Origin of the sequence: Actinoplanes sp. KI2 (assembly GCF_025630775.1) — a bacterium.
Lineage (GTDB): Bacteria > Actinomycetota > Actinomycetes > Mycobacteriales > Micromonosporaceae > Actinoplanes.
In genome coordinates this window covers 70769-95713 of sequence record NZ_JAOSZE010000003.1, presented here as the reverse complement: position 1 = coordinate 95713, position 24945 = coordinate 70769, and the positions used below count along the sequence as shown (strand labels likewise).

At 72.1% G+C, this 24945-nt stretch carries 24 protein-coding genes and 1 pseudogene; 10 read left to right on the top strand and 15 right to left on the bottom strand.

All coding sequences use genetic code 11. The features are described from left to right. Positions 1 to 71: 71 nt before the first annotated feature. From ODJ79_RS03805 to ODJ79_RS03785, 5 genes are all read right to left on the bottom strand, one after another. Positions 72 to 386, bottom strand: coding sequence for a helix-turn-helix domain-containing protein (locus ODJ79_RS03805; protein WP_263021890.1), 315 nt, complete (start codon positions 384 to 386; stop codon positions 72 to 74). Next, positions 383 to 778, bottom strand: a complete 396-nt coding sequence (locus ODJ79_RS03800; protein WP_263021889.1) for a type II toxin-antitoxin system RelE/ParE family toxin — start codon at positions 776 to 778, stop codon at positions 383 to 385. The genes ODJ79_RS03805 and ODJ79_RS03800 overlap by 4 nt, the downstream gene beginning before the upstream one ends. Positions 779 to 894: 116 nt before the next feature. Next, positions 895 to 2172, bottom strand: a complete 1278-nt coding sequence (locus ODJ79_RS03795; protein ID WP_263021888.1) for a putative acyl-CoA thioester hydrolase — start codon at positions 2170 to 2172, stop codon at positions 895 to 897. A 26-nt stretch (positions 2173 to 2198) separates the two neighbouring features. Further along, positions 2199 to 3578, bottom strand: coding sequence for an aminotransferase class V-fold PLP-dependent enzyme (locus ODJ79_RS03790; protein WP_263021887.1), 1380 nt, complete (start codon positions 3576 to 3578; stop codon positions 2199 to 2201). Next, positions 3575 to 4390, bottom strand: coding sequence for a class I SAM-dependent methyltransferase (locus tag ODJ79_RS03785; RefSeq protein ID WP_263021886.1), 816 nt, complete (start codon positions 4388 to 4390; stop codon positions 3575 to 3577). The genes ODJ79_RS03790 and ODJ79_RS03785 overlap by 4 nt, the downstream gene beginning before the upstream one ends. Before the next feature lie 90 nt (positions 4391 to 4480). Between ODJ79_RS03785 and ODJ79_RS03780 the strand changes: the two genes are divergently transcribed. Further along, a complete protein-coding gene (locus ODJ79_RS03780) occupies positions 4481 to 7279 on the top strand; it encodes an ATP-binding protein (RefSeq protein ID WP_263021885.1) in 2799 nt (932 codons plus the stop codon). Here ODJ79_RS03780 and ODJ79_RS03775 read toward each other — a convergent pair. From ODJ79_RS03775 to ODJ79_RS03765, 3 genes are read right to left on the bottom strand one after another with little or no spacing between them, the layout of a single operon-like run. Next, a complete protein-coding gene (locus tag ODJ79_RS03775; RefSeq protein ID WP_263021884.1) occupies positions 7209 to 8438 on the bottom strand; it encodes an FAD-binding oxidoreductase in 1230 nt (409 codons plus the stop codon). The two genes, ODJ79_RS03780 and ODJ79_RS03775, sit on opposite strands and share 71 nt — an antisense overlap. Positions 8439 to 8447: 9 nt before the next feature. Further along, positions 8448 to 9278: a helix-turn-helix domain-containing protein gene (locus ODJ79_RS03770; protein ID WP_263021883.1), complete on the bottom strand. Its 831-nt coding sequence runs from the start codon at positions 9276 to 9278 to the stop codon at positions 8448 to 8450. A gap of 23 nt (positions 9279 to 9301) precedes the next feature. Continuing rightward, the gene (locus ODJ79_RS03765; RefSeq protein WP_263021882.1) at positions 9302 to 11941 is read right to left on the bottom strand and encodes a hypothetical protein; all 2640 of its coding nucleotides are present in this window, start codon (positions 11939 to 11941) and stop codon (positions 9302 to 9304) included. 174 nt (positions 11942 to 12115) lie between these two features. On the opposite strand from ODJ79_RS03765, the gene ODJ79_RS03760 reads away from it, so the two are divergent. Next, positions 12116 to 13111, top strand: a complete 996-nt coding sequence (locus ODJ79_RS03760; protein WP_263021881.1) for an RICIN domain-containing protein — start codon at positions 12116 to 12118, stop codon at positions 13109 to 13111. Between the two features lie 10 nt (positions 13112 to 13121). Here ODJ79_RS03760 and ODJ79_RS03755 read toward each other — a convergent pair whose 3' ends face one another. Together ODJ79_RS03755 and ODJ79_RS03750 are read right to left on the bottom strand one after the other, a co-directional pair. Then, entirely contained in the window at positions 13122 to 14105 is a 984-nt protein-coding gene (locus tag ODJ79_RS03755; RefSeq protein WP_263021880.1) for a pectinesterase family protein, read from the bottom strand. Positions 14106 to 14206: 101 nt separating this feature from the next. Further along, on the bottom strand, positions 14207 to 15283 hold the full coding sequence (locus ODJ79_RS03750; RefSeq protein ID WP_263021879.1) for a DNA glycosylase AlkZ-like family protein: 1077 nt from the start codon (positions 15281 to 15283) through the stop codon (positions 14207 to 14209). 175 nt (positions 15284 to 15458) lie between these two features. Here ODJ79_RS03750 and ODJ79_RS03745 point away from each other — a divergent pair, with 175 nt between their 5' ends. Then, on the top strand, positions 15459 to 16406 hold the full coding sequence (locus ODJ79_RS03745) for a helix-turn-helix domain-containing protein (protein WP_263021878.1): 948 nt from the start codon (positions 15459 to 15461) through the stop codon (positions 16404 to 16406). Positions 16407 to 16477: 71 nt separating this feature from the next. Here ODJ79_RS03745 and ODJ79_RS03740 read toward each other — a convergent pair whose 3' ends face one another. Beyond that, positions 16478 to 17170, bottom strand: a complete 693-nt coding sequence (locus tag ODJ79_RS03740) for a response regulator (RefSeq protein ID WP_411267260.1) — start codon at positions 17168 to 17170, stop codon at positions 16478 to 16480. Continuing rightward, positions 17151 to 18332: a sensor histidine kinase gene (locus tag ODJ79_RS03735; RefSeq protein WP_263021876.1), complete on the bottom strand. Its 1182-nt coding sequence runs from the start codon at positions 18330 to 18332 to the stop codon at positions 17151 to 17153. The genes ODJ79_RS03740 and ODJ79_RS03735 overlap by 20 nt, the downstream gene beginning before the upstream one ends. A gap of 156 nt (positions 18333 to 18488) precedes the next feature. On the opposite strand from ODJ79_RS03735, the gene ODJ79_RS03730 reads away from it, so the two are divergent. Continuing rightward, positions 18489 to 18728: a hypothetical protein gene (locus ODJ79_RS03730; RefSeq protein ID WP_263021875.1), complete on the top strand. Its 240-nt coding sequence runs from the start codon at positions 18489 to 18491 to the stop codon at positions 18726 to 18728. A 131-nt stretch (positions 18729 to 18859) separates the two neighbouring features. Further along, positions 18860 to 19179: pseudogene (locus ODJ79_RS46975) on the top strand (transposase); the annotation flags it as partial. 245 nt (positions 19180 to 19424) lie between these two features. Here the strand turns inward: ODJ79_RS46975 and ODJ79_RS03725 are convergent. After that, positions 19425 to 19640: a hypothetical protein gene (locus ODJ79_RS03725; protein WP_263021874.1), complete on the bottom strand. Its 216-nt coding sequence runs from the start codon at positions 19638 to 19640 to the stop codon at positions 19425 to 19427. A gap of 101 nt (positions 19641 to 19741) precedes the next feature. Here ODJ79_RS03725 and ODJ79_RS03720 point away from each other — a divergent pair, with 101 nt between their 5' ends. Together ODJ79_RS03720 and ODJ79_RS03715 are read left to right on the top strand one after the other, a co-directional pair. Beyond that, the gene (locus tag ODJ79_RS03720) at positions 19742 to 20584 is read left to right on the top strand and encodes a helix-turn-helix domain-containing protein (RefSeq protein WP_263021873.1); all 843 of its coding nucleotides are present in this window, start codon (positions 19742 to 19744) and stop codon (positions 20582 to 20584) included. 8 nt (positions 20585 to 20592) lie between these two features. Further along, positions 20593 to 20781, top strand: a complete 189-nt coding sequence (locus ODJ79_RS03715) for a DUF397 domain-containing protein (protein WP_263021872.1) — start codon at positions 20593 to 20595, stop codon at positions 20779 to 20781. A 3-nt stretch (positions 20782 to 20784) separates the two neighbouring features. Here ODJ79_RS03715 and ODJ79_RS03710 read toward each other — a convergent pair whose 3' ends face one another. After that, positions 20785 to 21915: a type III PLP-dependent enzyme gene (locus tag ODJ79_RS03710; protein WP_263021871.1), complete on the bottom strand. Its 1131-nt coding sequence runs from the start codon at positions 21913 to 21915 to the stop codon at positions 20785 to 20787. A gap of 129 nt (positions 21916 to 22044) precedes the next feature. Here ODJ79_RS03710 and ODJ79_RS03705 point away from each other — a divergent pair, with 129 nt between their 5' ends. The 3 genes from ODJ79_RS03705 (at position 22045) to ODJ79_RS03695 (ending at position 24413) form a co-directional block, all read left to right on the top strand. Beyond that, entirely contained in the window at positions 22045 to 22599 is a 555-nt protein-coding gene (locus ODJ79_RS03705) for an isochorismatase family protein (protein ID WP_263021870.1), read from the top strand. A 123-nt stretch (positions 22600 to 22722) separates the two neighbouring features. Next, on the top strand, positions 22723 to 23943 hold the full coding sequence (locus ODJ79_RS03700) for a hypothetical protein (protein ID WP_263021869.1): 1221 nt from the start codon (positions 22723 to 22725) through the stop codon (positions 23941 to 23943). Positions 23944 to 23957: 14 nt separating this feature from the next. Further along, complete coding sequence (locus ODJ79_RS03695) at positions 23958 to 24413, top strand: SitI3 family protein (protein WP_263021868.1); 456 nt, start codon at positions 23958 to 23960, stop codon at positions 24411 to 24413. On the opposite strand, the gene ODJ79_RS03690 is transcribed toward ODJ79_RS03695, so the two are convergent. Further along, positions 24372 to 24872, bottom strand: coding sequence for a hypothetical protein (locus ODJ79_RS03690; RefSeq protein ID WP_263021867.1), 501 nt, complete (start codon positions 24870 to 24872; stop codon positions 24372 to 24374). The genes ODJ79_RS03695 and ODJ79_RS03690 overlap by 42 nt on opposite strands. Positions 24873 to 24945: the final 73 nt, after the last annotated feature.

Sequence of the window (24945 nt, the reverse complement as noted above, 5' to 3'; positions counted from 1 at the left end):
GGACCCAAATAAACATGGACTCCCGAGAGGCGTCAACCACCCACTCCCCCGCCCGCACGATCGGTGCACCGTCAAGCGATCTGCCGAAGATCGTTGCCGTAGTCGAAAATGATCCGCATCCGGGCGCCCAGCGCCCGCGCATACCGACTCAGGGTAGCCACCTCGTTGGCGTCGAGATCCCCGTTCTCGATCTGGCTGACTCGCCCGGGCGATACCCCCATCAGCTCAGCAACCTGCCGCTGCGTCATGCCGAGCCGCTTGCGCTCCTCGGCGAGGTGGTACGCACTGATCCAGGCTTCGGTCCGCGCCCGTTCCGCCGCCAGAGCTTCCTCGTCCCCGTCGTGCAGCTCCGCACGGAGGTCCTCCCAGTCCTGGAACTCGCTCACGAGTCGTCCCTCCGCTTTCTCTCCTCGGCCAGCCACGTCTCGTACGCACCTTCGGCGACCGGAATCGCTGACTTGTACCACCGGCTCCAGTCGCCGGCCTTGTTCCCGGCCACCAGCAAGACCGCCTGCGACCACGGGTCGAAAACGAACAACACTCTGATCGCCACATCTCGACCCGACCGAGGCCGCAGCTCCTTGAGATTGCCGATCGTCGACCCCTGCAACGTGTCGACCATCGGGCGACCGAGCGCAGGGCCAATCTCAGCCAGCATGTCGATCGCGACGTTCACCGATCGGAAGACATCCGGATCTTCGTGCCGCAGCGCCCGCAGCCAGGTCCGCACGTCAGACGTGGTCTTGATCGACCAGCGACGTGGTGCGTCGTGAGGCATGAAGCAACTATAGCTTGAGCTAAACAACGATGAGGCAGGACGCGTCATCGCGGGCCTCAGGCAAACCGCCCGCCGACCGCGTGGCAGATGACGCCTCAACTACGGGGCGCCATGAGCTATTCACGCAAGGCGTGGACAATGCCCGAGGCGGCGGGGGCCTGGAGGATACGGTTTGCGTACTCGTAAAGGCGGTTGAAGTTGAGGTCGTTGAGGTCTCGGCCGTCGTCGATGCGGGCGGTGAACGGGCGGGCCGTGGTGGCGGCCGGGGCCCACGGGGCGACGGCGTTGAAGCCGGGGCCGAGCAGGCTGTCGCGGATCAGCAGCTGGCCGTTCGGGGTCTTGCCGGGCAGGTAGCCGGTGGCGCTCGCGCCCTGATCCCAGGCCCGGCCCAGGTAGCCGGTGGGTGCGGTGACGTAGCCCTCGTCGGCGGTGATCAGGCAGTGGGTGACCAGGAAGCCGTACGGGTAGGTGGGCGCCGTGTTCGGGGCGAAGACGACGCCGCCGGAGGACTTGCGGGACGACACGAGATGGAAGTGGGTGGCGGTGAAGACGGCGGCGGCGCGGCCGAAGACGAAGTCGGTGTCGCCCTCGATGTAGCTGTCGCGGACCGACACCCGGGCGATCCGGGCCACGTCGTCGGCGTTGGCCAGGAACGTGTCCTGCCGGCTGATCAGGCGCATGCCCTCGAGCTGGGTGCGGTCGGCGTCGGTGCGCAGGGCCAGCGCCTGGTGTGTGCCGCGGTCGACGGTGTCGAGCAGGGTGTTCGTGATGGTCAGGCCCTTGAGCTGGAGGTCGGTGCTCTGCGCCCAGACCACCGTGGCGCACAGGCCGGCGGTGGCGCTGGTCTTGGTGGCGCAGGACTGGAACATCGGCCAGGCCGGGTCGCCGTCGGCGTAGCGGCCGTCGGCGTTGACCAGGGCGGCCCAGGCGGCGGGTGTGATCGTGGCGTCGACGGTGAACTCCAGCCGCACGTCGGCGGGGCGGCCGAGGCCGTAGAGGGTCAGTGGCGGCGAGCCCGCCGGGATGAGGACGGTGCCCTGGTAGACGCCGGGGAGGATGCCGATGTAACGGCGCTTCGTGCCGCCGGCCCGGTAGGCGGCGTTGACCGCGTCCTGCACGGTGGCGTAGTTGCCCGCTTCCTGGTCGGCGGCCGCGGAGCCGTGGCCGCCGACGACCGAGCCGTGGCCGCCGACCAGCAGGTCGGGGCGCCCCGGGGTCACGATCGGGGCGGGGCGCCACGGATCGGCGACCGGGGCCGCATAGTCGCCGGAGTAGCCGAGGTAGTTGGCGGGGACGTAGGGGGCGGCCTCGGCGGCGGAGAGGACCGGGCGGGTGACCGTGCCGGGGGCGGTCATCGTGAGCATGAGCATGGTCGCCGCCAACGCGATCTTCATCGGTCCTCCTGGAGGAAAGGGCTTACCTAAGGTACTCCGATGATTGATCGAGGTCGATAGCTAGCGTCGGCGACCGCCTCGACCGCCCGGTCCACGTCCTCGACCGTGTTGTAGAGGGCGAAGCTCAGGCGGCAGCTGGCCGGCGGGTCGAGGCCGAGCGCGCGGTGCGCCAGGGTCGCGCAGTGACAGCCGGCCCGGGCCTCGACGCCGCGCCGGTCGAGCGCCTCGGCCAGGGCGAACGGGCTGATGCCGGGGACGTTGAAGGCGACCAGGGGCGTGCGGTGCTCCGGCCCGTACACCCGCAAGGTTTTGATCTCGGAGAGCCCGGCCAGGCAGCGAGCGGTCAGGTTCGCGGTGTACCGGCCGATCCGGCCCATCACCTCCTCGACCGCGACCCGCGGCACCGGCCCGGCCGTGCCGACGAATGACGTCGGCATGACCAGGTCGATCAGCAGGCGCAGGGCCTGGGCGGAGACGATCGTGCCGAGGATGTTCGGGGTGCCGGCGGTGTATTTCCACGGCAGACAGTTCCAGTCGACGGTCTCCGGCGTGACCCGGCCCTCGGCGATCATGTCGCCGCCGTAGAGGAACGGCAGCGCGTGCTCGAGCAGGTGTTCCTTGGCGTAGAGCACGCCGACGCCGAACGGCGCGAGCATCTTGTGGAACGAGAACGCCAGGTAGTCGACGTCCAGCGCCTGCACGTCGAGGGCGCTGGTCGGGGCCAGCTGGGCGGCGTCGACCAGCAGCAACGCGCGGCGCTCGCCGGTCGGCTGCGGATAGCCGCCGGCGTCCGCGATGGCCCGGACCCGGGCGAGGTCCGGCTTGCTGCCGAAGAAGTTCGACGCGCCGGTGCAGCAGACCAGCTTGGTGCGACCGTCGACGAGGGACGCCAGGTGGTCGAGGTCGAGCCGGCCGGTCGCGTCGAAGCGGGCCAGCCGGCACTCCACCCGGCGGCCGAGGCGCGGCAGGATCTCCCGGCACAGCGCGTGCCAGGGTACGTAGTTGGAGTTGTGCTCGAGCATCGTGCTGACCACGTTGTCGCCGTCGCGGAACTCGGTGAGCAGCGAGTACATCACCGCGTTGAGCGCCTCGGTGGTGTTGCGGTAGGTGGCGACGCAGCGGCGGCTCGGCGCGTTCAGCCAGCCCGCGATCGTGTCGAAGGACGCCTCGAACAGGGCGGTGGTGCGCCGGGATGCCGCCGACTGACCGCGATGGACGTTCTCGTACCAGGGCGCCAGCTCCTCCATCAACTTGATCAACTCGCGGGGTGGCTGGGTGCTGGCCGCGTTGTTGGTGACCACCCGGTTCGCGGCCGGGAAGTCGAAGTGCGACCGGATGCGCTCGACATCGAGATCAGTCTTCAGGCCGTTCAAGGGCGGCGGCGGGGTGGTCGGACGGGCGTTCATCGCCGCTTCCAGGCGCCGATCATCAGCGGCCAGGTCATCGGCCGGTCCGGGTGCCGGGTCGCGTCCGCCTCCAGCGCGGTCAACGCCGCCTCCACCTCGCGGGCGGTCGCGACGCCGTGCCCGAGGGCGGCCGGGAGCAGGCTGGCCAGCACGCTCGCCAGCATCCGCCGGCCGACGCCGAACGGCTCGATCCGCCCGGCCACGTCGGTGCCGTCCGGCTCCCCGATCCCGGCGCGGGCGAACAGGGCCGGCAGCGTGGCGCCGACCCGCACGTCGCAGCCGACCGCGCCGAACGTGTCGACGATCAGCCGACCGGCCTCGTCGAGCGCGGCCGACGGCGGCAGCACCCCGAGCGCGGCCAGGTCGTAGTCCTGCACCAGCAGGTGACCACCCGGTGCCACCGACTGCCACAGGCGGCGCAGCACCGCGACCCGCTCCGGCAGGTGGAACAGCAGCAGGCGGGCGAAGACCAGGTCGTACGGGCCGCCCGGGACCGACTCGTACGCGGTGAGGTCGTGCGCGATCACCCGGCACTGTCGATGGCCGCCGTCCCGCAGCATCCGCTCGGTCTGCGCGGCCAGCGGCGCGTCCGCGTCGATCCCGGTGACCCGGCCGGCCGGGCCGACCCGCAGCGCCATCAGCCGCATCGTCTCGCCCGGCCCGCACCCGGCGTCCAGGCAGCGGGCGCCGGCGGCCAGCCCGACCCGGTCGAGCAGCCGGCCGGTCGCCTCCTCCCACACCCGGGCCTGGGCGCGCAGCCGGTCGTACTCCTCGGGGGTCCGGCGCAACGCGTAATGAGAAGTAGTAGTCATGGCCACGATGCTCGGCTGATTCGACGGTTGCTGAATCGTGGATCCGACCACGAGGTTTCGCGGTGGCCGGGCCGGGCCTACCGTCGGAGCATGCCTCGCGTGCTGCTGCAACGCGACGCCGAGATGGCCGCCCTCGACGCCCGGCTCGGCGACGTGCGCGCGGGCACCGGCCGGCTGATCCTCGTCGAGGGTCCGGCCGGCATCGGCAAGTCCAGCCTGATCGCCGCCGCGGCCGGGGCGGCCGACGCGGCCGGGATGCGGGTGCTGCGGGCCTGGGGCGGCCCGTTGGAGCACGACGCCGGCTGGGGCATCGCCCGCCAGTTGTTCGCCCCGCTGCGCGGCGGCGCCGAGTGGCAGTCGCTGACCGTCGGGGCCGCCGCCCTGGCCCGCCGGGCGCTGGACGGCGCGGGCGCCGAGCCGGCGCTGGACGGCGAGGCCATGCACGCCGCGGCGCACGGCCTGGTCTGGCTCGCCTGCGGGCTGGCCGAGCGCGGACCGGCCCTGCTCGTCGTCGACGACGTGCACTGGGCCGACGCGCCCTCGCTGCGCTGGCTGCTCCAACTGGTCCGGCAGATCGCCGACCTGCCACTGGGCATCCTTTGCGCGGCCCGCTCCGGCGAGCCGCCCGCCGAGCCCGGGCTGGTCGCCGACCTGCTGGCGGCCACCGCCGAGCCGCCGGTGCGACCGGCCCCGCTCGGCCCGGCCGCGGTGGCGTCGGTGGTCGACGAGCGGCTGCCGGGCGCGGCGCCCGGCTTCGCCCGGTCCTGCCACGCCGCGACGGCCGGCAACCCGTTCCTGCTCGGCGCCCTGCTGGCCCACCTGCGCGCCGAGCGGATCGACCCGACCGAGCAGGTCGCGTCCCGGCTCAGCTCGTTCGGCCCGGAGCAGGTCGCCCGGGCCATCGAGCGCCAGCTGTCCCGGCTGCCGGCCGGCTCCGAGGCGCTGGCCCGGGCGTTCGCCGTGCTCGGCCGGGGCGCGCCGCTGCGGCACGCGGCGGAGCTGGCCGGCATCGAGACCCCGGTGGCCGCCCGGCTCGCCGACCGGCTGCGCACGGCCGGGCTGCTCAACTACCGCGAGCTGGTGCACCCGCTGGTGGCGGCGGCGCTCTACCAGGGGCTGCCGGCCGCCGAGCGGGCCCAATGGCACGGCCGGGCCGCGGCGATCCTCGCCCGGGAGCGGGCCGACCCGGAGGCGGTCGCCCTGCACCTGCTGCACAGCGAGCCGGCCCGGGACGCCGAGACCGTGCGGACGCTGCGCGAGGCCGCCCAGGGTGCGGGTCGCCGGGGCGCGCCGGAGAGCGCGGCGGCCTTCCTGCGCCGGGCGCTCGCCGAGCCGCCGCCGGACCGTGCCGACGAGGCCGACGTGCGCTGCCGGCTCGGGCTGGTGCTCGCCGCCCAGGTCGGGCCGGACGCGCTCGGCCTGCTCGACTCGGCCGTCGAGATGGCCGCCGACCCACGCCAGCGGGCCCGGCTCGCGCTGGCCAGCGGCCGGGCGCTCGGGCTGGCCGGCTTCTTCGAGGACGCGGTGCGGATGTGCCGGCTCGGCCTGGCCCAGCCGGCCGGCGCCGACCCCGACGTGCTGGCCCGGCTCGAGGCCGAGCTGATCGGTGAGGTCGGCATCCGCGCGGGCGGCGCGGCCGAGGCGCACCAGCTGGTGCGCCGGCTGCCGCCGGAGCTGCCGTCCCGGCCGATCTGCCTGGCCTGGGAGGCGCTGTGCGACGGGCGGCCGGCCGCCGGCCCGCGGGCGTGGCTCGCCACGCCGATCGCGCCCGAGGACAACGACTCCATCCTGGCCACGCTGGCCAAGTTCGCGCTGATCGTCTACGGCGAGCTGGACGCGGCCCGGGAGCGGTGCACGGCGCTGATCGATCTGGCCCGGCCGCGCGGATGGCGGATAGCGCTGGCGCACGGCAGCTTCCTGCGGGCCATGGCGCACCTGCAGGCGGGACGGATCCGGGAGGCGGAGGCGGACGCGCGGATCGCGTACGACTTCAAGAAGGTCAACAGTCCACCCGCGGCGCTGCTCTGGTCGATCTTTCCGCTGGTCGAGGCGCTGACCGAGCTGGACGAGCCGGCCGAGGCGGAGGCGGTGCTGGCGGCCAACCCCTCGCTTCCCGACGGATGGATCGCGACCGGCCTGCTGCTGGAACGCCGGGCGCGCCTGCGGCTGGCCCAGCACCGGCCGGCCGACGCGCACGCGGACCTGACCGCGGCGGCCGAGACGTGGAAGCAGCTGGAGCTGTGCCACCCGGGGGTGGCGGCGTGGCGGGTGGACGACTCGCGGGCGCTGGCTTCGCTGGGCGATGTGCGGGGTGCGCGGCTGCTCGCCGAGGAGCACCTGGCGCTGGCCGAGCGGCTCGGGCTGCCGGGACCGCGCGGGGCCGGGCTGCGGGCGCTGGCCGGAACCCTCGGGCACGACGACGCGATCGCGGTGCTGCGCGAGGCTTCGGACCTGCTTGCGGACTCCCCCGGCCGGCTCGAGTACGTGCGGGTGCTGGTCACGCTCGGGGCGACCCTGCGGCGGGCCAACCACCGAGCCGCCGCCCGGGAGCCGCTCGCGAAGGCGCTGGCGCTGGCCGAGCCGGGCGGGATGCGGCTGCTGGCCCGCCGGTGCCGGGAGGAGCTGCGGGCGGCCGGGGCCCGGCCCCGGTCGGCCGACGCGCTGGCGCTGACGCCGGCCGAGCACCGGGTGGCGACGATGGCCGCGCGCGGGCTGAGCAACCGGGAGATCGCGCAGCAGCTGTACGTCACGCGACGCACCGTCGAGACCCACCTCACCCACGTCTTCCAGAAGCTGGGCTGCGACACCCGGGCCCGGCTCACCGAGCATCTCCGGGACGGATCGCCTGGTGGAACCGGAAGAATCCCGCCGGGTCGTACCGGGCCTTGACGCGTTGCAGGCGGGGGTAGTTGGGGCCGTGGTAGGCGGTGGCCCAGTCGGTCAGGTCGGGGTCCGGGAAGTTGGGGTAAACGCCGCCGGTCCCCCACGCATGCACCGACGCATGTGAGCCCGCGAGCCACCGCCGAGCGGAGTCCTGCTCGCCGGTGACGGAGTGCTTGAGCAGGAACAGCGCGTCGCGGTGAGCGAAGGCCGTGGCGTCGACCGGGACGCGGTTGTAGGCGCCGCCCCAGGGCGTGAAGTCCAGTTCCCGCGCCTGTCCCGGCACCCGGTCGCCGGTGAGGTGGTCGACCAGGGCCGCGATCGTCTCCTCGGGCAGGCGCCGGCCGAAGAACCCCGATTTGCTGTACGTGTGACCGGTGGGTGCGTCGGCGGCCCGGTCCAGGTCCCGTTTCGCGTCGTGGAACGGCAGGTGCCGGGTGACTGCGGACAGCGGCTCGGCGCCGGCCCGCGCGACGAAATCGCCGATCAGCGTGGCGGTGGTCGACTCGGTGTCGAGCATCGTCCCGAACATCGTCGCGCCATCGACGGTGACCAGCAGGCTGGCGGCCAGTTCGTCGGGGCCGCCGGGCGCCCACTCCTGCCAGGCGCCGATCACCCGGACCGCGTCGGCCGGCCGCCAGGTGAGGTGGAAGGTCGTGGCGGGCGGGGCCGGGCCGATGCGAAAGGTCAGCGACGTGACCACCCCGAACTGCCCGCCACCGGCCCCGCGCAACGCCCAGAACAGATCGGCATGCCGCCGCTCGTCGCAGTCGACCGTCCGGCCGTCGGCCAGCACCACCGTGGCGGACCGCAGATTGTCGCAGGTCAGCCCTCGGCTGCGGCCGAGGATGCCGAGTCCACCGCCGAGGGTGAGGCCGGCGATGCCGACCGTCGGGCCGCAGCCGGCGGGCACCGTTCGATCGTGCTCGGCCAGCGACCGGTAGAGCTCACAGAGCCGGGTGCCGGCTCCCACCGTCGCCGAGTCGCCGTCGACCGACACCGCCCGCATCGGCGACACGTCGATGACGATGTCGCCGGTCGACGACCGGCCGGCGAAGCAGTGGCCACCGCTGCGGACCGCACAAGCCAGCCCTTTCCGGCGCGCCAGGGCGATGACCTCGGCGACCTCGGTGGCCGTCGCGCAGCGCACGTTCTGACCAATCGGCATACGAGGACGTTAGGGCCGGCCGGGCCCGCCGTTCTTGACCAGAACGGCCAGCGGCGCGAACGACACCTCGTGGTCGTGGCCGTGCCCGCACGAGCGGGTCACGTCGCGCAGGAACGCCCGGGGCGTCACGCCGGTCAGCCGCACGCACTCGCGGGTCAGGTGGGCCTGGTCGGCGTAACCGGCGTCGGCGGCCAACCGGGCGAGCCCCTCCTCGCCCGGGGTGCGTCCCCGCGCCAGTGCGTACTGGACCAGCGCGAGGAATCCCTGGAACCGCAGCATCCGATGCAACGTCTTGGGCCCCAGCCCGATCGCGGAGCGGCACAGCCGGCGGAAGCTTCGTTCGGCCAGGCCCAGCGACGACCAGAGCGAGCGGACATCCGGCGTCCGGCCGGGCATCAGCCGGCGCACCGCCTCCGCCACCACCGGGTCCACGCCGGCCGAGGCGGCCACCCGCTCCCGCACCACGGCCTGGACGGCGGCCACCGCATCCTCCGGACCCGCAGCGTCGGCCACCCGGGTAGCGGCGCTGCCCCAGACCGCGGCGGCGTCCACCGTCACGTCCACGAGTTCCGACGCGGGGACGCCGAGCAGGACGCCGGCCACGCCCGGCCGGAGCCGCAAGCCGACGACGGTGGTCCCGGGGGCCAGCGTCTCGACGCGGGGCCCGGTCGACGGTCCGACGATCGACAGCGACGAGCGGCAGACGATCTCCGCGCCGCCGGTGGGGATGCTGCGGTGGACGTACGGATCCGCCTCCGGCGGCACGTCCTGCACCCACGTCGACGAGACGAACCCGGCCAAGGCCGGGATCGGCGGCCGCTCGCGATAGGTCTGTCCCACCCCGCTATGGTGCCTCCGCCGGGCTATGGTGCCTCCGCCGGAGCGATGGCCAGGAGCGAGATGATCGCCAGGCCGCGCTGGGCGAAGTCGTTGGTGGCGAAGTCGGCGGCGGTGGGGATCTCCTGGACGCCGTTGACCGTGATCGGGGCGGGCCAGGGTTTGCCGGCCGGGTCGTTGAGGAACAGGCTCCAGCCGCGCCGGCGGATGACGGCGTCGCCCAGTTGCTCGCCGGCCCAGGCGGTCACTCGCGAGTAGATCGTCGGGAAGACGCCGGGATTGAAGTCGAAGCCATAATGGGCGATCTTTTCCGCACTCGGCGCCTGAACATATCGAGCGAACTCCAGAAATTTCGCTTTAAAGGCGGGGACGTCGACAAGATCCAGCGCCTCCCAGAGGATCTGCTCCCCGGCGAACGCCATCGACAGGTTGTAGCCACCGGTGTAGTCGCCCTTGGTGAAATTGGTGAGATGGCCGGTCGTGGGGTCGAAGCCGACCGCACCGCCGGCCTCACCCGTGAACAACCCCGCGGGAAATGCCGAAATATCGGTCATGCCGGTGACGATCCGATCGCGCCATCGGGTGTCGCCGGTCCGCTCCCACTCGGTGAGCCAGTTGCTGACCAGCGCGTACCAGTCCGGGCCGATCCGCAGCCGGGTCGGCGCCAGCGTCTGCGGCGGCAGCACCTCGCGCAGCGGCTCGACGGTGAGCAGGGTCCGGTCGGCGCGCAACGAGGTGCGGATCAGGTCGCCGAGCAGGTCGTCGGCGGTCAGGTAGTAGGCGAACCGCTTGGTGAACGACTCGCCGATCCGCGCCTCCTTCGCGCCGTCACCCCAGTGCGAGACGTTGTGCCGGGAGCCGAGACCGGCGAACCGTCCGGTGTGGTGGGTGTCGACCTCGCTGATGTGCCGGGTCATCGCGCGGGCCTGGCGGAAGTGCTCGGCGCGACCGGAGCGCAGGAACGCGTACCAGAGCAGGGCGTCCGAGCCGAGCTCGCCGTTGTCCCAGGCGTAGCCGCCGACGTCGTAGCGCCACTCGTGCCGGTCCAGATCGTAGGTATGCATCACGTCGCCGTAGTGCCAGAAGCCGTACCACTGGCGCTGGTCGACCTGGCCGGCGTAGAACGCGATCTCGTTGTCCAGCGCGCTCTCCAGCGTCGCGCGGGCCGGCGTGCTGCGATCGGGCAGGCTCCATCGGCCGAACACGCCGGCCGCGTGATACCACTGCGGTTCGCAGACCAGCTGCGGGGTTGCGGTGAGTGCGGCCTCGAGCGCCGCGATGCGCTCCCTTGCGGGGGTACGGTCGAAGCCCCACACGATCATCTCGGTGGACCCGACGATCCCCTCCGGGGTGCTGAACCCCTCCTGCACGTCCTCATAGGACAGGTCCAGGCCGTGCGCGGTGGTGTCGTAGTGCCGCAGGTCCATCGCGGGCGCGTACGGCGCCCACGACCAGAGCGTCACCTCGGCGGTCGCGCCCGCCGCGCCCCGGATGTCCAGCGCCCGCGGGAAGCGCTGCCAGAAGTCGGTGAGCCCGAAACCCAGCCCGCCCGAGACGCCGCCGCAGTAGCCGAAGCCGCTCGCCCGGCGTCCCCGGCCGGCGTGCCGCAGCCACCCGCCCGCGGCCGAGGTGCGCTTCGCGACGGTGAAGTGGTCGGCCGACTCCTGGGTCAGCCGGAAGTCGTTCCACTCGGCGAGCTGCTGGTAGCCGGCGCTCACCTGGGGGTTCCACTCGGCGGCCGGCGGGGTGGCGGTGCCGGCCACCTGGGCCGCGTTGACCGCCGCGCCGGGGTCGCGGCGCAGGCCGGTCAGCACGCGCACCGGCTCACCCCAGAAGCCGCCGCCGGTCACGCCGAAGCGGACGTGCCGGTCGTGGGTGGCGTCGGTCATCGGCACGTCGAAGCGCAGGCCCAGGCCGCGGACAAAGTCCCGGGCCGGGTCGGCGTCCCAGGTGAAGCTGTGCACGAGCCGGATCGCCTCGCCGCCGGTCAGGTAGACCCGCAGCGTCCAGGGCAGGACGCGGCGGTTGCCGCGGCGGTAGGCGCCGGTGAACCTGACGACGGCGCGGACCGGGCCGGACTGTTCCACGGTGGCCCGCTCGATGATCGCGCGGTAGGCGGCCCGCACCGGGGTGCCGGCCTCGTCGTCGGGGCGGTCCTGCAGGTCGAGGACCAGCCGGCCGCCGGTCGCGGTGGTGCGACCCGCGCGGCGGATCTCGCGAATCGGGACGTCGCCGCGGGTGGCCAGGCGCACCTCGAGGACGCCGTTGGACACGAGCAGGTCGCTGCCGTCCCGCCGGACCGCGATCGGGGTCTCCGGTGGTGCCGGGTTTCCCGGGCTCAGGCGGTAGCGGGCGGCCTCGGCACCGGCGGCCATCGCGTGGCCGGTCCACTTGAGAGTGCCGTCGGGCCAGTAGGCGAGCGGCCAGGACTGGACCGGGACGGCGGTTCCGTCGGCGGTGGAGAGAGCCAGCTTGGTGGTACGGGTCAGGCGGCCGCGCGGCCAGGGGACGCCCCACGCGCTGCCGGTCGTCTCCCGGGGCACCCCGTCCAGCCAGTGCAGCTCGACCTCGGGCGGTTCGTCCGCTTCCGGGTCGAGGGCCGGGAGCGGCGCGGCGGCGGCCAGGGTGCTCGCGAGCAGGGTCCGGCGGGTCAGCGGTGGTGTCATGAGGCCTACCGGTACGCGGTCGCGGTGATCCATGTCAATCGATGCCCGGTGATCGCGCTCCATTGTGGGGAAAGCGCTTACCTCACGATCCGGACAGACACTTCGATCCTTTCGCGGCTATTTCGCGTATGGTCACCTACCTGTCCGCATCGTCCCCTCGACCCGAGACTCGACATGACCGACATGTACGACGACCGGCGGCCCACCGACCGGTCCGCCACGGCGCAACCCGACACCGCCCTGCGGGACACTGCCCGGCCGGACACTGCCCTGCCGGACACAGCCCAGCCGGATACTTCTTCGCCGGACACTTCGCTGCCGGACACTTCGCTGCCGGACACTTCGCTGCCGAATGCGGACCGACCCGACCCCGTCCTGGTCCGCCCCTACGTCGGCCCGGCGCCGGACCGGCCCGGTCGAGGGCCCGCCGAGGCGCCCACGGTGATCCAGCCCGCGATCGTCGATGAACCCCCGACGCCGTTGCCGTCCCCGCCGCCACGCCGGACACGCCTCGGGGTGCCGCTGCGCCTGTCGATCCTGGCGGCCGGCCTGGCCATCGCGCTCGCCGTCGCCGGTTGGCTCGTCTACTCCCCCGACGAGCACACCAGCCAGCCGGCGGCGGTGCTGCCGCAGTTCACCCCGGACCTGCCGGCCGACCCGGCCAGCGTCTCGGCCCGCGCTTCGGCGTCGCACAGCCCGAGCCCGTCAGCCAGTTCGTCGAGCGCCTCGGCTTCACCGTCGGCCGGCGCGTCGTCCTCGCCCAGCGCGTCACCCCCGACCACCTCGACGCTCGCCCCGCCGCCGGCCGCCGACCGCACCGGCAAGGTGACCGCCGCGAGCGGCCGCTGCCTGGCGCTGGGCGGACTGCTGGGCACGAACGGCAGCCCGGTGCAGGTGGCCACCTGCGTCGACCTGCCCGCCCAGCAGTTCACCCTGGCCCGGGACGGCACGCTGCGGGTGTCCGGCCGCTGCGCCCAGGTGACCGGGGATGCCACCGTCCACATTGCCGGGTGCGGCAGTTCGGCGGCCGAGCAGTGGCGGGCGGGCCCGTCGCACGCACTGGTCAACCCGTCCACCAACCGGTGCCTGACCGACCCGGGCACCGCCGGCGCCACGGCAAAGGTCACCGCGTGCACCGGCGGCGGCACCCAGAGCTGGACACTCCCCTGAGCGGCGGCCGCTACTGGACCGGGTTCCAGCCGTCGGACCCGGCCAGGTATTTCTGGGACGTGTAGTTGGCCGCCGTTGAGGCGCTCATCTGCGGGCGGTCCGAGGTGCCCTGGGAGGCGCCGGCGCCGGAGTTGTTGTATTCGTTGAAGCGGCACGTCTTCCAGGAGAAGCCGCTCATGTCCTGCCACGCGCCGGCCTGCCGGATGTGGCCGCCCAGGGCCGAGTCACGGATCAGGACCTGGCCGATCGCGTCGGTGGCGCCGCCCGCGTGCCAGCAGCGGCCCAGCGCGACGGTCTGCGCGGCGGCGCTCGACGACAGGGTCGAGCGGGTGATCAGGATGCCGTACGTGTTGGACGCATTGGTGGCGGCGGCGGTGAGGTAGCCGTTGTTGCTGCTGCCGCGATCGAGCGAGCGAATCGTCGAACTGTCGATGACCAGCGCGCCGTTGCCGTAGATGAAGTCGACCGCGCCCTCGATGTAGCTCTTGTAGACGTACTGCCGGACCTGCTTGCTGCCGGTGCCGCCCCAGGACAGGAACGTGTCCTGGTAGCCGAGCAGCCGGACGTTGCGGTAGGTCTGCCGATCGCCGCCGGCATAGAGGGCGAGGGCCTGACTGCCCGATCCGTACGTGTTGGCGATCGTCACCCCGGTGATGGTGGTGTTGGCCGCGAGGTTGAGCACCGTGGCGCTGCCGGACGCCCCGCCGCTGGACTGCGGGGTGTTCCCGGTGATGACGATGTCGGTGGCGGTGCCGGTGGCGCCCTTGATGGTGATGCCCGACTTGGCGGACGGGATGGAGACCTGGCCGTGGTAGGTGCCGGCCTTCACCGAGATGGTGTCGCCGGACGCGGCGGCGGCCAGCGCGGCCTGGATGGTGGTGTAGTTACCGGAGCCGTCGGCGGCGACCGTGATGGTCGTGGCCGCGCGGGCCGGGGCCGCCGAGGCGAGGATCAGCGTGGCGGCGGCGAGCAGGGCAACCGTGGGGCGATGCATGGGGGACCTCCTCCACACCGGTGTGCTCCCACGACCCCACCCCGATGTGATCGTTGTTATCGTTAACACGGCACGATAACCATCGACAAAGATCGATGCAATCAGGCGGCGATCGAGCCCACCGGGTCGAGCCCGAGCCAGTCCGCCAGCTCGGCGATCTCCGTGCCGACCGCGGCCTCGTCGAACGCCACGTCCTCGTGGATCGCGTTCACCCGCAGCACGCCCGCCTTCCGGTCGGCGGTCGCGTCGACCTTGCCGACCAACCGGTCGCCGGCCAGGATCGGCAGCGCCCAGTAGCCCCACCGGCGCTTACCGACCGGCTTGTACATCTCCAGCTGATAGTCGAACTCGAACAGGTCGGTCATCCGCTTGCGGTCGTAGACCAGCCGATCCAGCGGGGACAGCAGCGCGACCCGCCCGGCGAACGGCTGATCCAGCTGGGCGGGATCCACCCGCCACCGACCCCGTACGCCGTCGACCTCCGCCGGCTCGCCGGCAAACGGCTCGACCTGGGTGGACCGCCCACGGACCAGGCCCATCGAGGCCAGCTCCCGCTCGTCGCGCCGGCGCAGCGCCTCCTCGAGCGGCACCACCGGGTCGTCCAGGTAGACCCGCTCGGCCAGGTCCCAGATCCGGTCGCCGCGTCGCCGGCCGGCCAGCGCCACCTCGCCCCGCTGGACCATCAGGTCGAGCAGCCGGTCCAGGTTGCGGTTGTCGTTCCAGCCGCTCGACCGCCACGGCACCGTGCAGGTGTCCGGCAGCTCCCGCGTGCTCAGCGGCCCGTCCGCGTCCAGCCGGGCCAGGATGTCGCGGCGGCAGCCGTCGTTCGCGCGTACCCAGTCCCGGAGGTTCTCCTGCCAGCGGGTGAGCTTGCCGGTACCGGGCCAGGCGGCCATCTCGGCGCGGTAGAGCGCGATGTCCTCGGCCGGGCGGATCATGCCACGCAGCTCGATCAGCGTCCGGTCGGCCAGTGCCGCGGTGAGGTCGGCCGGGGAGTATGCCGAGCCGAGCCGGCACCAGGCGACCAGGTGGGCACTCGGCGCGACCGCGGCGGTGGGGTCGGCCTGCACCTGGGTCAGCCCGTGAACCATGTCGAGCAGGTGGTCGGGGCGCGCGGCGTCGAGCAGTTGGGCCCGCACCGCGATGCGCCTCGCCTCCGCCCGGGAGAGCTTGTGCATGGTCAGCCAGACTAACGCCCGGGGATCGCCGGCAGGGCCAGGCCGATCGCCCGGTTCTCGTCGAGGAAGACCAGGCCGCGCGCCGCCAGCTCGGCAACGGCTCGCTGCCCGAAGTGTGATCGTTTCGGGGCCGCTCGGGTTAGCCTGCGCGGCCCTTCGTTCGTACAGTGGGCGCGTGGTTGAGCGGCTTGATCTGCTGCCCGCGTCCGAGGAGCAGGCCTACCGGCTGCTCATGCGGATGTCCGGGGTCGGCACGGAGGAGTTCGCCGCGCGGGCCGGCATCGGGCCGGGCCAGGCGACGGAGTTGTTGGCGGCGTTGCAGCGCAGGGGCCTGGTGACACCCGGGCCCACGTTCCACGCGTTGCCGCCGGACGTGGCGCTGGGTGAGGCGCTGCTGCGCGAGCAGGAGGCGCTGGAGTCGGCCCGCCGGCTGGTGGCCGCGCTCGGCGAGGAGTACCGCACCAGCACCCGCCGGCGCAGCGCCGACCACCTCGTGGAGATCGTGGTGGGCGCCGGGACGCTGCGCGAGCGGCTGCGCGACCTGCAGGACTCGGCGCGCGAGGAGATCCTCTGGTTCTCCCGGGCCAACCCGCTGGCCATGCCGGGGCCGGTGAACACCGAGGAGAAGGCCGCTCTGGCCCGTGGTGTCCGATATCGGGCGATCTACGAGCGGGCGCTGCTGGAGAAGCCGGCCGAGCTGGCGGGCATTGTCGAGGCGGTGAGCTGGGGCGAGCAGGCGCGGGTGCTGCCGCTGCTGCCGGTCCGGCTCGCCGTGGCCGACCGGGAGCTGGCCATCTGCCCGCTCGTGCCGGACGCGGAGTGGGCCGTCGCCGAGCCGACCGCCGCGGTGGTCCGCTCGAGCGAGCTGCTGGCCGCGCTGGTCGCGCTCTTCGAGAGCTACTGGGATCGGGCCACCCCGCTGGGCGGCGGCGAGGGCGCCGACGAACCGGACAAGCTGCTGCTCTCGCTGGTCGTGGCCGGCATGCCGGACAAGTCCATCGCCACCCACCTCGGGGTGAGCAAGCGGACCGTGCAGCGCCGGCTCGACCGGATGATGGGGGTGTTCGGCGTCGACAGCCGGGCGGGGCTGGCCTTCCAGGCGGCCAAGCGCGGCTGGCTCTAGCTTGCGCTTCAACCCTCCGAGCGTCGCGCAGGATCGCTACGGGCGAGGTTCGCCACGGCACCGCTGGGGCGTTATTCCGCGGTCTTCGCGTCGTAGGTCAGCAGGGCGATCTGGACCCGGTTGTTGAGGTCCAGTCGGGTGAGGATCCGTGACACATGGGCCTTCACCGTCGGTAGGGCCAGATGCAGTTCCCGCGCGATCTCTGCGTTGGAGCGTCCCCGCCCGACCGCCAGGGCGACCTCTCGTTCCCGTTCGCCCAGTAACGCCAGGCGTGCCCGGGCATCGGCTTTCCGAGCATCGTGGCCTGAGCCGCCCGTCACCTGCTCGATGAGCCGGCGGGTGACCGCGGGAGAGAGCACCGGGTCTCCGGCGGCGGCCGTCCGGATGGCGGTGACGATGTCCTGCGGCGGGGTGTCCTTGAGGAGGAACCCGGCAGCGCCCGCGCGCAGCGCGCCGAGGACGTGAGCGTCGGTGTGGAAGGTGGTCAAGACCAGTACTTCTGGAGCCTCGGGTCGGGACCGGAGCGTCTCGGTGGCGGTCAGCCCGTCGACTCCGGGCATGCGGATGTCCATCAGCACCAGGTCGGGTCGGTGCGCGGCGACCAGTGCGGGAACCTGCGCACCGTCGGCGGCTTCCGCGACGACCTGGATGTCGGGGGCGCCGCCGAGCATCATGCGCAGCCCGGCCCGCACGATCGCGTCGTCGTCGACGAGCAGGACCCGGATCACGCGCGGTTGCTCCTTCTCACCCGCGCCCTGCGGCAGACGCGGTTTCCGTCGCCGGCCAGGGTAGCCATGCGCACACCCGGAACCCGCCGTCAGCCGGGCCGGCCGTCAGCTCACCGCCTGCCAGTCGAGCCCGTTCGACCAACCCGATCAAGCCTTGCCCCCCGCCTCTGCTCGCGCCGGCGTCCCGGGCTGCTGCGCCGGACGGCAACGGATTGTGGACCTCGATTGTCAGCCTGCGCGCCGGGTTCCCGGTCACCCGCACCACGACCGCCGTGCCGGGGGCGTGCTTGCGGGCGTTGGTCAGCGCTTCCTGCACGATTCGGTATGCCGTGCGGCCGACAAGCGGCGGTGGGGCCGGCTCGTCCGGTGGCCCGACCAGTTCTACCCGGCCGCCCGTGGCCTGGGCCTCTGATACGAGCCGGGGCAGGTCCGCAAGTTCCGGTTGTGGGCGCTCGCTGTCCGTAGGCGCCGCGCACAACACTCCGATGACTTCGGCCAGGTCTCGCAGGGCGCAGTGGGCGCTTTCCCGGATCACTCCGGCGGCCCGAGCGATCTCTGCCCGGGGCGCGTTCCGATTGAATTCAAGTGCCCCGGCGTGCACGCTCAGCAGCGACAGTCGATGCCCGAGCACGTCGTGCATCTCGCGGGCGATCTCCTCCCGCACCTCGCGCCGCGCCCGCTCGGCCCGCAACTCGGCGTCGGCCTCGGCCAGTTCCGCGCGCTCGCGCAACGACGCGATCAACTGCTGCCGGGAACGGCGAAACAGCCCCCACCCGATCGCCCCGGCGATGAGTGCGAAGTAGGTCAACCCCGACCCGGCCCGATCTTCGGGCAGCTGGTCCATCCGCCACAGGAAGAGGGGTAGCGGCGCGAAGGCCAGCGCCGCTACCCCCGCCGTTGTCCGCCACGGACGGGTCGCGGCCACCGTGAACACCGCCACCAGCGTCGGACCCGTCAGGTAATGCGTCTGAGTGCCCGCCACCAGCAGCACCACCGCGAGCGGCACCGCCCAACGCCGCCGCCACAGCACCGCCGCGCACCCCACCCCGCCGACCACCTGATCGACCGCCCGCCACACCGGACCGCTGCCCTCACCGACCGGCATAGACTGCGAACTCACGGCGGCGAAGCAGGCAGCGAACAGGAGCAACCCGAGATCAGCGGCCCAGTCCCGGCCCGTGCGGTGCATCCGGCGCATGCCGGCAAATCTACGAGAGCCCCGCCCGCGACCGAACGTCCAAACCGTAACGAGATACTTAAGGACGACTGCCGGCCGTCAACCGCCAACTTCCGTCACGGTGTGCCAGTCCCAAGCTCGATCCGCCGCCCGACCCTGTCGGCCTACCGTCGCCCCATGACCACCAACACCCCAAAGCGCCCTCTGGCGGCCCTGTCGGGCGTGCTCTGCTTCGTCCTGGTCGTCGGCGGCGTCAGCGGCCTCCTGCACGAGTGGTTCGGCTGGATCCGCTTCATGGGCTTCGTCCGGTTCTTCGTCCCGGATGGCTATGAAATCTATGGCTACGTCATCATGACCGCCCTCGGCCTCGCGGTGGGCGTGGCCGGCGACGCGCTGACCCGCCGCCCCCGGCGATGAACCACGAACCGCTGGCACTCACTGCTGACCGGGTCCACTGACGGTTGGCTACCGGCAACGCACCGCACGCGCGGATGCGTTGTTCGAGCTGACCGAGGCGTTGTTGTGTACTGACGGGCCGGTCAAGACCCTGGTGGGTGCCGGCCGCGCATACTCAGCTGCGCTTGGCCCGGCCCCTCGCGCAGGATCTACGCCCGCCGTGGGAGCGCCCGGTGCCGCCGGAGCGGCTCACCCCGGCCCGGGTGCGGCGGGGGTTCGGAACCTGCGCGCGACCAGCGCCTCACCAGCGCGTGCACCGAAACCGAGTCATCCCGGCCCCGGACAGCCGTCCGGTTCCCGCAACCGACACACCGCGACCCGTCACGACGTGGGACTCGCCCTGGTCACCGGCAACGCCCATCAACGACCGGCCCACCACCAGAAGGGCACCAAGCCGCGCCGCACGGGTTAAGCGCAAGCTAAGGCCGCCCGGCCGCACCGCGCCCCGCACCGGTGCCGCCCGCGGGGGCTGCGGACGGTCGTCGTTGGTGCGAGGCGGTGTCGCCCGCGCTGCTGGGGTAATTGGCGCGGGCGGGTGCGGCCGGGGACCTCTGCGGCCCTGGGGGGCAGCGGTTCAAATTTTGAAGAACATTGGCACTTCGCCAACAGTCCCCGAGCATGCCGCAGAAGCGCCATGGCGTGATGTGGACATCCCGTTCAATGCGTCCAGCGGATAAAACGGTCGAACATCTCGGCCGGCGGCCCGATCGGCTGGTCGCCGAAGGCGTTGTCCAGCTGCGCCCACATGTGCGTGGCGAGGGCGGCCTTGTCCATCCGTGCCGCCAGGTGGTGGCGCGCCGCGGCGCAGGGCCATGGGTTGCCGCAGGACCGGCAGCACCACGACGGCCGGTCGGGGAGATGGTCGGTCGCCACGCCGTCAGTTTGCGCGCGCATTTTTTACCGGTCAACTACGCAACGATGGCCGTGTCACCGCGAAGAGTGATCCCGCCGCATCGATCGGGCACAATGCCGCCGTGGACAGTCCTACGTTCGTACGGTTCCAGCTCGGCGCCCAGCTACGCCGGCTGCGCGACGAGGCCAAGGTGCCGACCGAGCGGGCAGCCGACGTCATCGAGGTGTCCGCGAGCACGCTGCGGCGGATCGAGTCGGGCCGGGTCGGCATCAAGGGCCCGGCGCTGACCGCGCTGCTCAACGAGTACGGCGTACAGGACGCCGAGCTCCGCGAGACGCTGCTGTCGATGGCCCGGGAGGGCAAGCGGCGGGGCTGGTGGGCCAAGTTCGGCGATCTGCCCCCGGCCTACCGGCAGTACATCGGCCTCGAGTCGGCCGCCGACCGGATGCAGAACTTCGAGACGATCGTGGTGCCCGGCCTGCTGCAGACCGAGGCGTACGCCCGGGCCATGACGAACTCGGACGCGTTCCGGCCCACCCCGGCCGCGATCGAGCGGCGGGTCACGGTCCGGATGGAGCGGCAGAAGCTGATCAAAGAGGGCCGGCTCCGGCTCATCGCGGTCATGGACGAGGCGGTGCTGCACCGGCAGATCGGCGGCCCGCAGGTGATGCACGACCAGCTCGCCGCGCTGCTGGGCGCCGCCGAGCTGTGGAACGTCACGCTCCAGGTGATCCCGTTCCGCGAGGGGGCGTACGCGTCGATGCTCTCCTCCTTCGCGATCCTCAGCTTTCCCGACCACGAAGGAGTGGTTTACATCGAGGGTCTGACCGGAGACCTCTACGCTGAGGGTGCCGACGTCGACCGATGCACGACCGTCTTCAACGACCTGAGGTCGTCCGCGCTGTCGCCGTCCGAGTCGACCTCGATGATCAAGCAGATCCGCGATGCGGAGCAGCAAGCTTAGGAGTCAGGATGCTCGACCAGACTTGGCACAAGAGCACGCGCAGCGGCAGCAACGGCCAGTGCGTCGAGGCGCGCCGGATGGGCGACACGATCCAGCTGCGGGACAGCAAGGACCGCTCGGGCCCGATACTTTCCTTCCCGCTCGGCGTGTGGACGGCGTTCACCGAGGGCGTGAAGGACGCGGAGTTCGACCACTAGTCATCAGGGGGATTCGCCCGGTCCGGACCGATCGGTCAGCGGCAGCACGACCGTGCGCAGCGGCGGGAACCCGTTGAAGCCGACCGAGGCGTAGGTCGCGGTGTACGCGCCGGTGCCGTGGATCTGCACGAGGTCGCCCGGGCGCAACGCCATCGGCAGCTCGTACGTCGTGTTCTGGTAGAGGATGTCGACGCTGTCGCAGGTCGGGCCGGCCAGCACGACGGGGCCGGTGCGGGCGCCGTCGTGCGGGGTGGTCAGCCGGTACCGGATCGCCTCGTCCTCGGTCTCGGCCAGGCCGCCGAAGCGCCCGACGTCGAGGTAGACCCAGCGCGGCTCGTCCGCGTACGACTTGCGGGAGACCAGCACCACCTCGGTGTGCAGCACCCCGCACGGCGCCGCGATGTAGCGGCCCGGCTCGATCATCAGGCTCGGCCGGTGCGCCGGGAAGTGCTGGTCGACGGCGGCGCCGATCGCGGCCGCGTACGCCGGGATGGGTTTCGCCGGCGCGAGATAGTCCACCGGGAAGCCGCCGCCGCAGTTGAGCAGCCGCAACGCGATCCCGTCCGCACGCAGCCGGGCATACAACGCGGCCGCCTCGGCGATGCTCGGCTCCCAGCGGCCCGGGTCCAGCTGCTGGGAGCCGACGTGGAAGCAGATCCCGGCCGGGTCGAGGCCGTTGCGGGCGGCCCAGCGGATCAGGTCGGCGGCCATCTCGGGGGCACAGCCGAACTTGCGGCTCAGCGGCCAGCGCGCGCCCTTGCTGGAGGCGAGCACCCGGCAGATGACGGTCGCGCCGGGCGCGTGCTCGGCGAGCTTCTCCACCTCGCCGAGGCTGTCGAAAGCGAAGACCCGGACACCCCGGCCGTACGCGTACGCAATGTCCTCGGCCTTTTTGATGGTGTTCCCGAACGACAGCGAGGACGGGTCGGCGCCCGCGTCGAGACAGAGATCGACCTCGTTGCGGCTGGCCACGTCGAAGTGGCTGCCGGCCTCGACCAGCTCGCGCACCAACAGCGGCTCGGGGTTGGCCTTGACCGCGTAGTAGACCGGGACGCCGGGGAAGGCCGCGGCGATCCGGCGATACTGGTCGACCGCGACGGCGATGTCGATGAGCAGGTACGGGGTGTCCACCATCCAGCCTCCGAAGGAGACGATGCCATCCCCGCCGAGCTTACGGTGACCGGACGTCCCTCGATCGAGTGACGTCCGCCGATCCCGATCTTGCTCCCGAAAGTGTCGTACCCCCGGTCTAGCGTCGTGCCCATGACAACTCTCGAAGGTCGCACCAGGTCGGCCCTGCTGGTCATCGACGTGCAAAATTCCGTCGTGAGCGAGGCGCACGACCGCGACCGGATCCTGGCCACCATCGCCGAGGTCGTCGACAAGGCCCGCGCCGCCGAGGTGGATGTGGTGTGGGTGCAGCACAGCGACGACCACATGACGATCGGCAGCGACGGCTGGCAGATCGTTCCCGAGCTCAGCCGCGCCGAGAGCGAGCCGCTGATCCGCAAGACCTATGGCGACTCCTTCGAGGCGACCGACCTCGAGTCGGTGCTGGCCGCGCGGCAGATCGGGCACCTGTACGTGTCGGGAGCCTCGTCCGACGCCTGCATCCGGTCCACGTTGCACGGCGCATTCACCCGCGGCTACGACACGACGCTCGTCTCCGACGCGCACACCACGGGCGACCTGCGGTCGTACGGCGCGCCCGCGCCCGGCGAGGTGATCGCCCACACCAACCTGTACTGGCAGTACACGTCCGCCCCCGGGCGCACGGCCGGCACGGTCACCGCCGCCGACATCGACTTCAAACCCTGACCGCTGCGGGCGGCTCGGTAACCCGGCACACGCCCGACCGCTGAGGGGCAGCTCGGCCGCCCGCACACGCCCGACCCTCTGCGGGAGGTGAACCTCCCGTGCCCCGGGCGGCGTTTGGGGGGCATGACCAACCCGCTGGTGGCACCGACCGTGGACGTCCCGGTCAGTCCTTGGGCGGGTGTCTGGCTGGCCGACGACGTGGAATCCATCCGCGGCGCCGTCCAGGACCGCAGCTGGGCGGAGCTCTCCGTGGCCGGCGCGTCGGCGAGCCTGGACGTGCTCGCCTTCGTGGCCGACCCGTTCGGTTCGCTGCTCCAGTACGGCATCGCCTGGATGATCGAGCACGTCCGCCCGCTCGCCGAGGCGCTCGACTGGCTGGCCGGCGACCCGGCCGCCGTCGCCGCCCAGACCCAGACCTGGCGCAACGTGGCCGGCGCCCTGCGCGACAACAGCGACGACCTGATCCGCGCGGTCCGCTGGGACACCACCGACTGGGAGGGCGAGGCCGGCGACGCGTACCGAGCCTGGTCGGCCAACCAGCAGAACACCATCACCGCACTGGCCCACGCCGCCGACACGATGGCGGTGATGACCGACGCCGCCGCCACGCTGATCGCCGGCGTACGCCAGATGGTCCGCGACGCCATCGCGGTCGTGGTCGCCCACCTGATCGACTACGCGATCGAGGAGCTCGCCAGCCTGGGCGCAGCCACCGCGGTGGTAGCCAACCAGGCGGCCGCCCTGTGCGCCGCTTGGTCCGACCGCATCTCCCGCTGGATCCGCGACCTGCTCGCCAGCCTGCGCAACCTGGCCACCCTCGGCGACCGCCTCAAGGAAGCCCTCGAAGCGATCAAGACGCTCCTCCGCCGCCTCACCGGAAGCGGCGACGGGATCGGCGGAGCGGGCGGCGGCTTCACCAGACCGTCCGGCAAGCCCGACCCCGGTCGCCAGCCTCGCGGCCGTCGCACCGATGCGCATCCGATCAAGAAGGCCGATCGGGGACTGCGCCGGGAGAACGAGGCGGCCGACGTTCTGGCCGCGCAGGGATTCGACGTCGAGCAGAACCCGCCGCCGAATGCCTACGGCAAGAAGCCCGACTATCGGATCGAGGGCGAGTACTTCGACTGCTACGCACCGAGCACCAGCGACTTGGATAACATCCGGGACCAGATCAGCGATAAGGTCAAGTCGAGGCAGGCGGACAGAATCGTCCTGAATCTCGATGATTGTCCGCGCTCCCTCACCGACATCAGGGGTGTGCTGATGCGTAAGCCGGTGACGGGGCTCAACGAGATCCTCGTCATCCAGGGCGGCGAGATCGTGCGATTCTTCCCGTTCTCCTGAGGAGGTGGCCGACCGTGGCCTTGGAGTATGTCTACTACGGTGCCGCCGACCTCGGGGCAGGCGAACTGCACTCGATGCTCGCCGGGCTGCTCGACGGAACGGTCGTGGACGACATCACGGTCGAGCGGGACGGGCTCAGCGTTGCCTCGTGGCGGGAGACGCCGGGTGAGGAGGCGCGAGCGGCGAGCCTGTTCGGGTTTACGCACCGGATCACCGCCATCTTCCGCTTCCAGAATCTGCGGCGTGAGCTCGAAGACCAAAACACCGCGGTGATGATCGGGTGCGTCCTGGGAATTCTGCAACGGACCGGCGCCGACGGCGTGTTGCTCTTCAACGGCGAGGAAGCCGTGCTGCGCTGTGTGGATGGCAAGGCCGTCTTTTCGGACGACTGGGACTGGGGCGATTCTGCCGAGGTCACGGCCATCCGATCAGGACACCGGGTCGCTCGGCTTGTGCAGCCGCTTCTTTGATTGGTCTGTGACGGCGGCGCGACGGCTTTCGATATCCGCTGTGGCGGCTTGCATTGCTCGGGGTGGGCCCAGGGCCTCGGCCAACGGGCGCCAGATGAGGGTCTGGCAGGGGATTGTCTCGAAGGTGCGTTCGCCGGCGTGGATGCGTAGGAACCAGCGGCACAGGGCGAAGTCGGGTTCGAGCGCGGTGATTTCGGCCAAGGGGATGCGGTAGCGGCGGGTGATCCAGTGCTGGGTCACGGCCTCGTCGTCGACCTCGGTGCGGACACGCCGGCTCAGGATCAGGAAGGCCGCGAAGGCCGAGAGCGGGACCAGGATCACGAAGGCGGTGGCGATCGAGTCGATGCCGGGGTTTCGGTATGCCTGGCTCAGCGCCGGGAAGGCCATGGCCGCGGTCAGCGCCAGCAGGAAAACGGCGCCCACCTGCCAAGGGCGGTGGCGGTAGACGCGGGGCGGCATGGGTCCATGGTCGCGGATGGGCGCTAGTGATCAGCTCGCCCGAGGACCTTACCTATGACGCGGGTCACAGGCT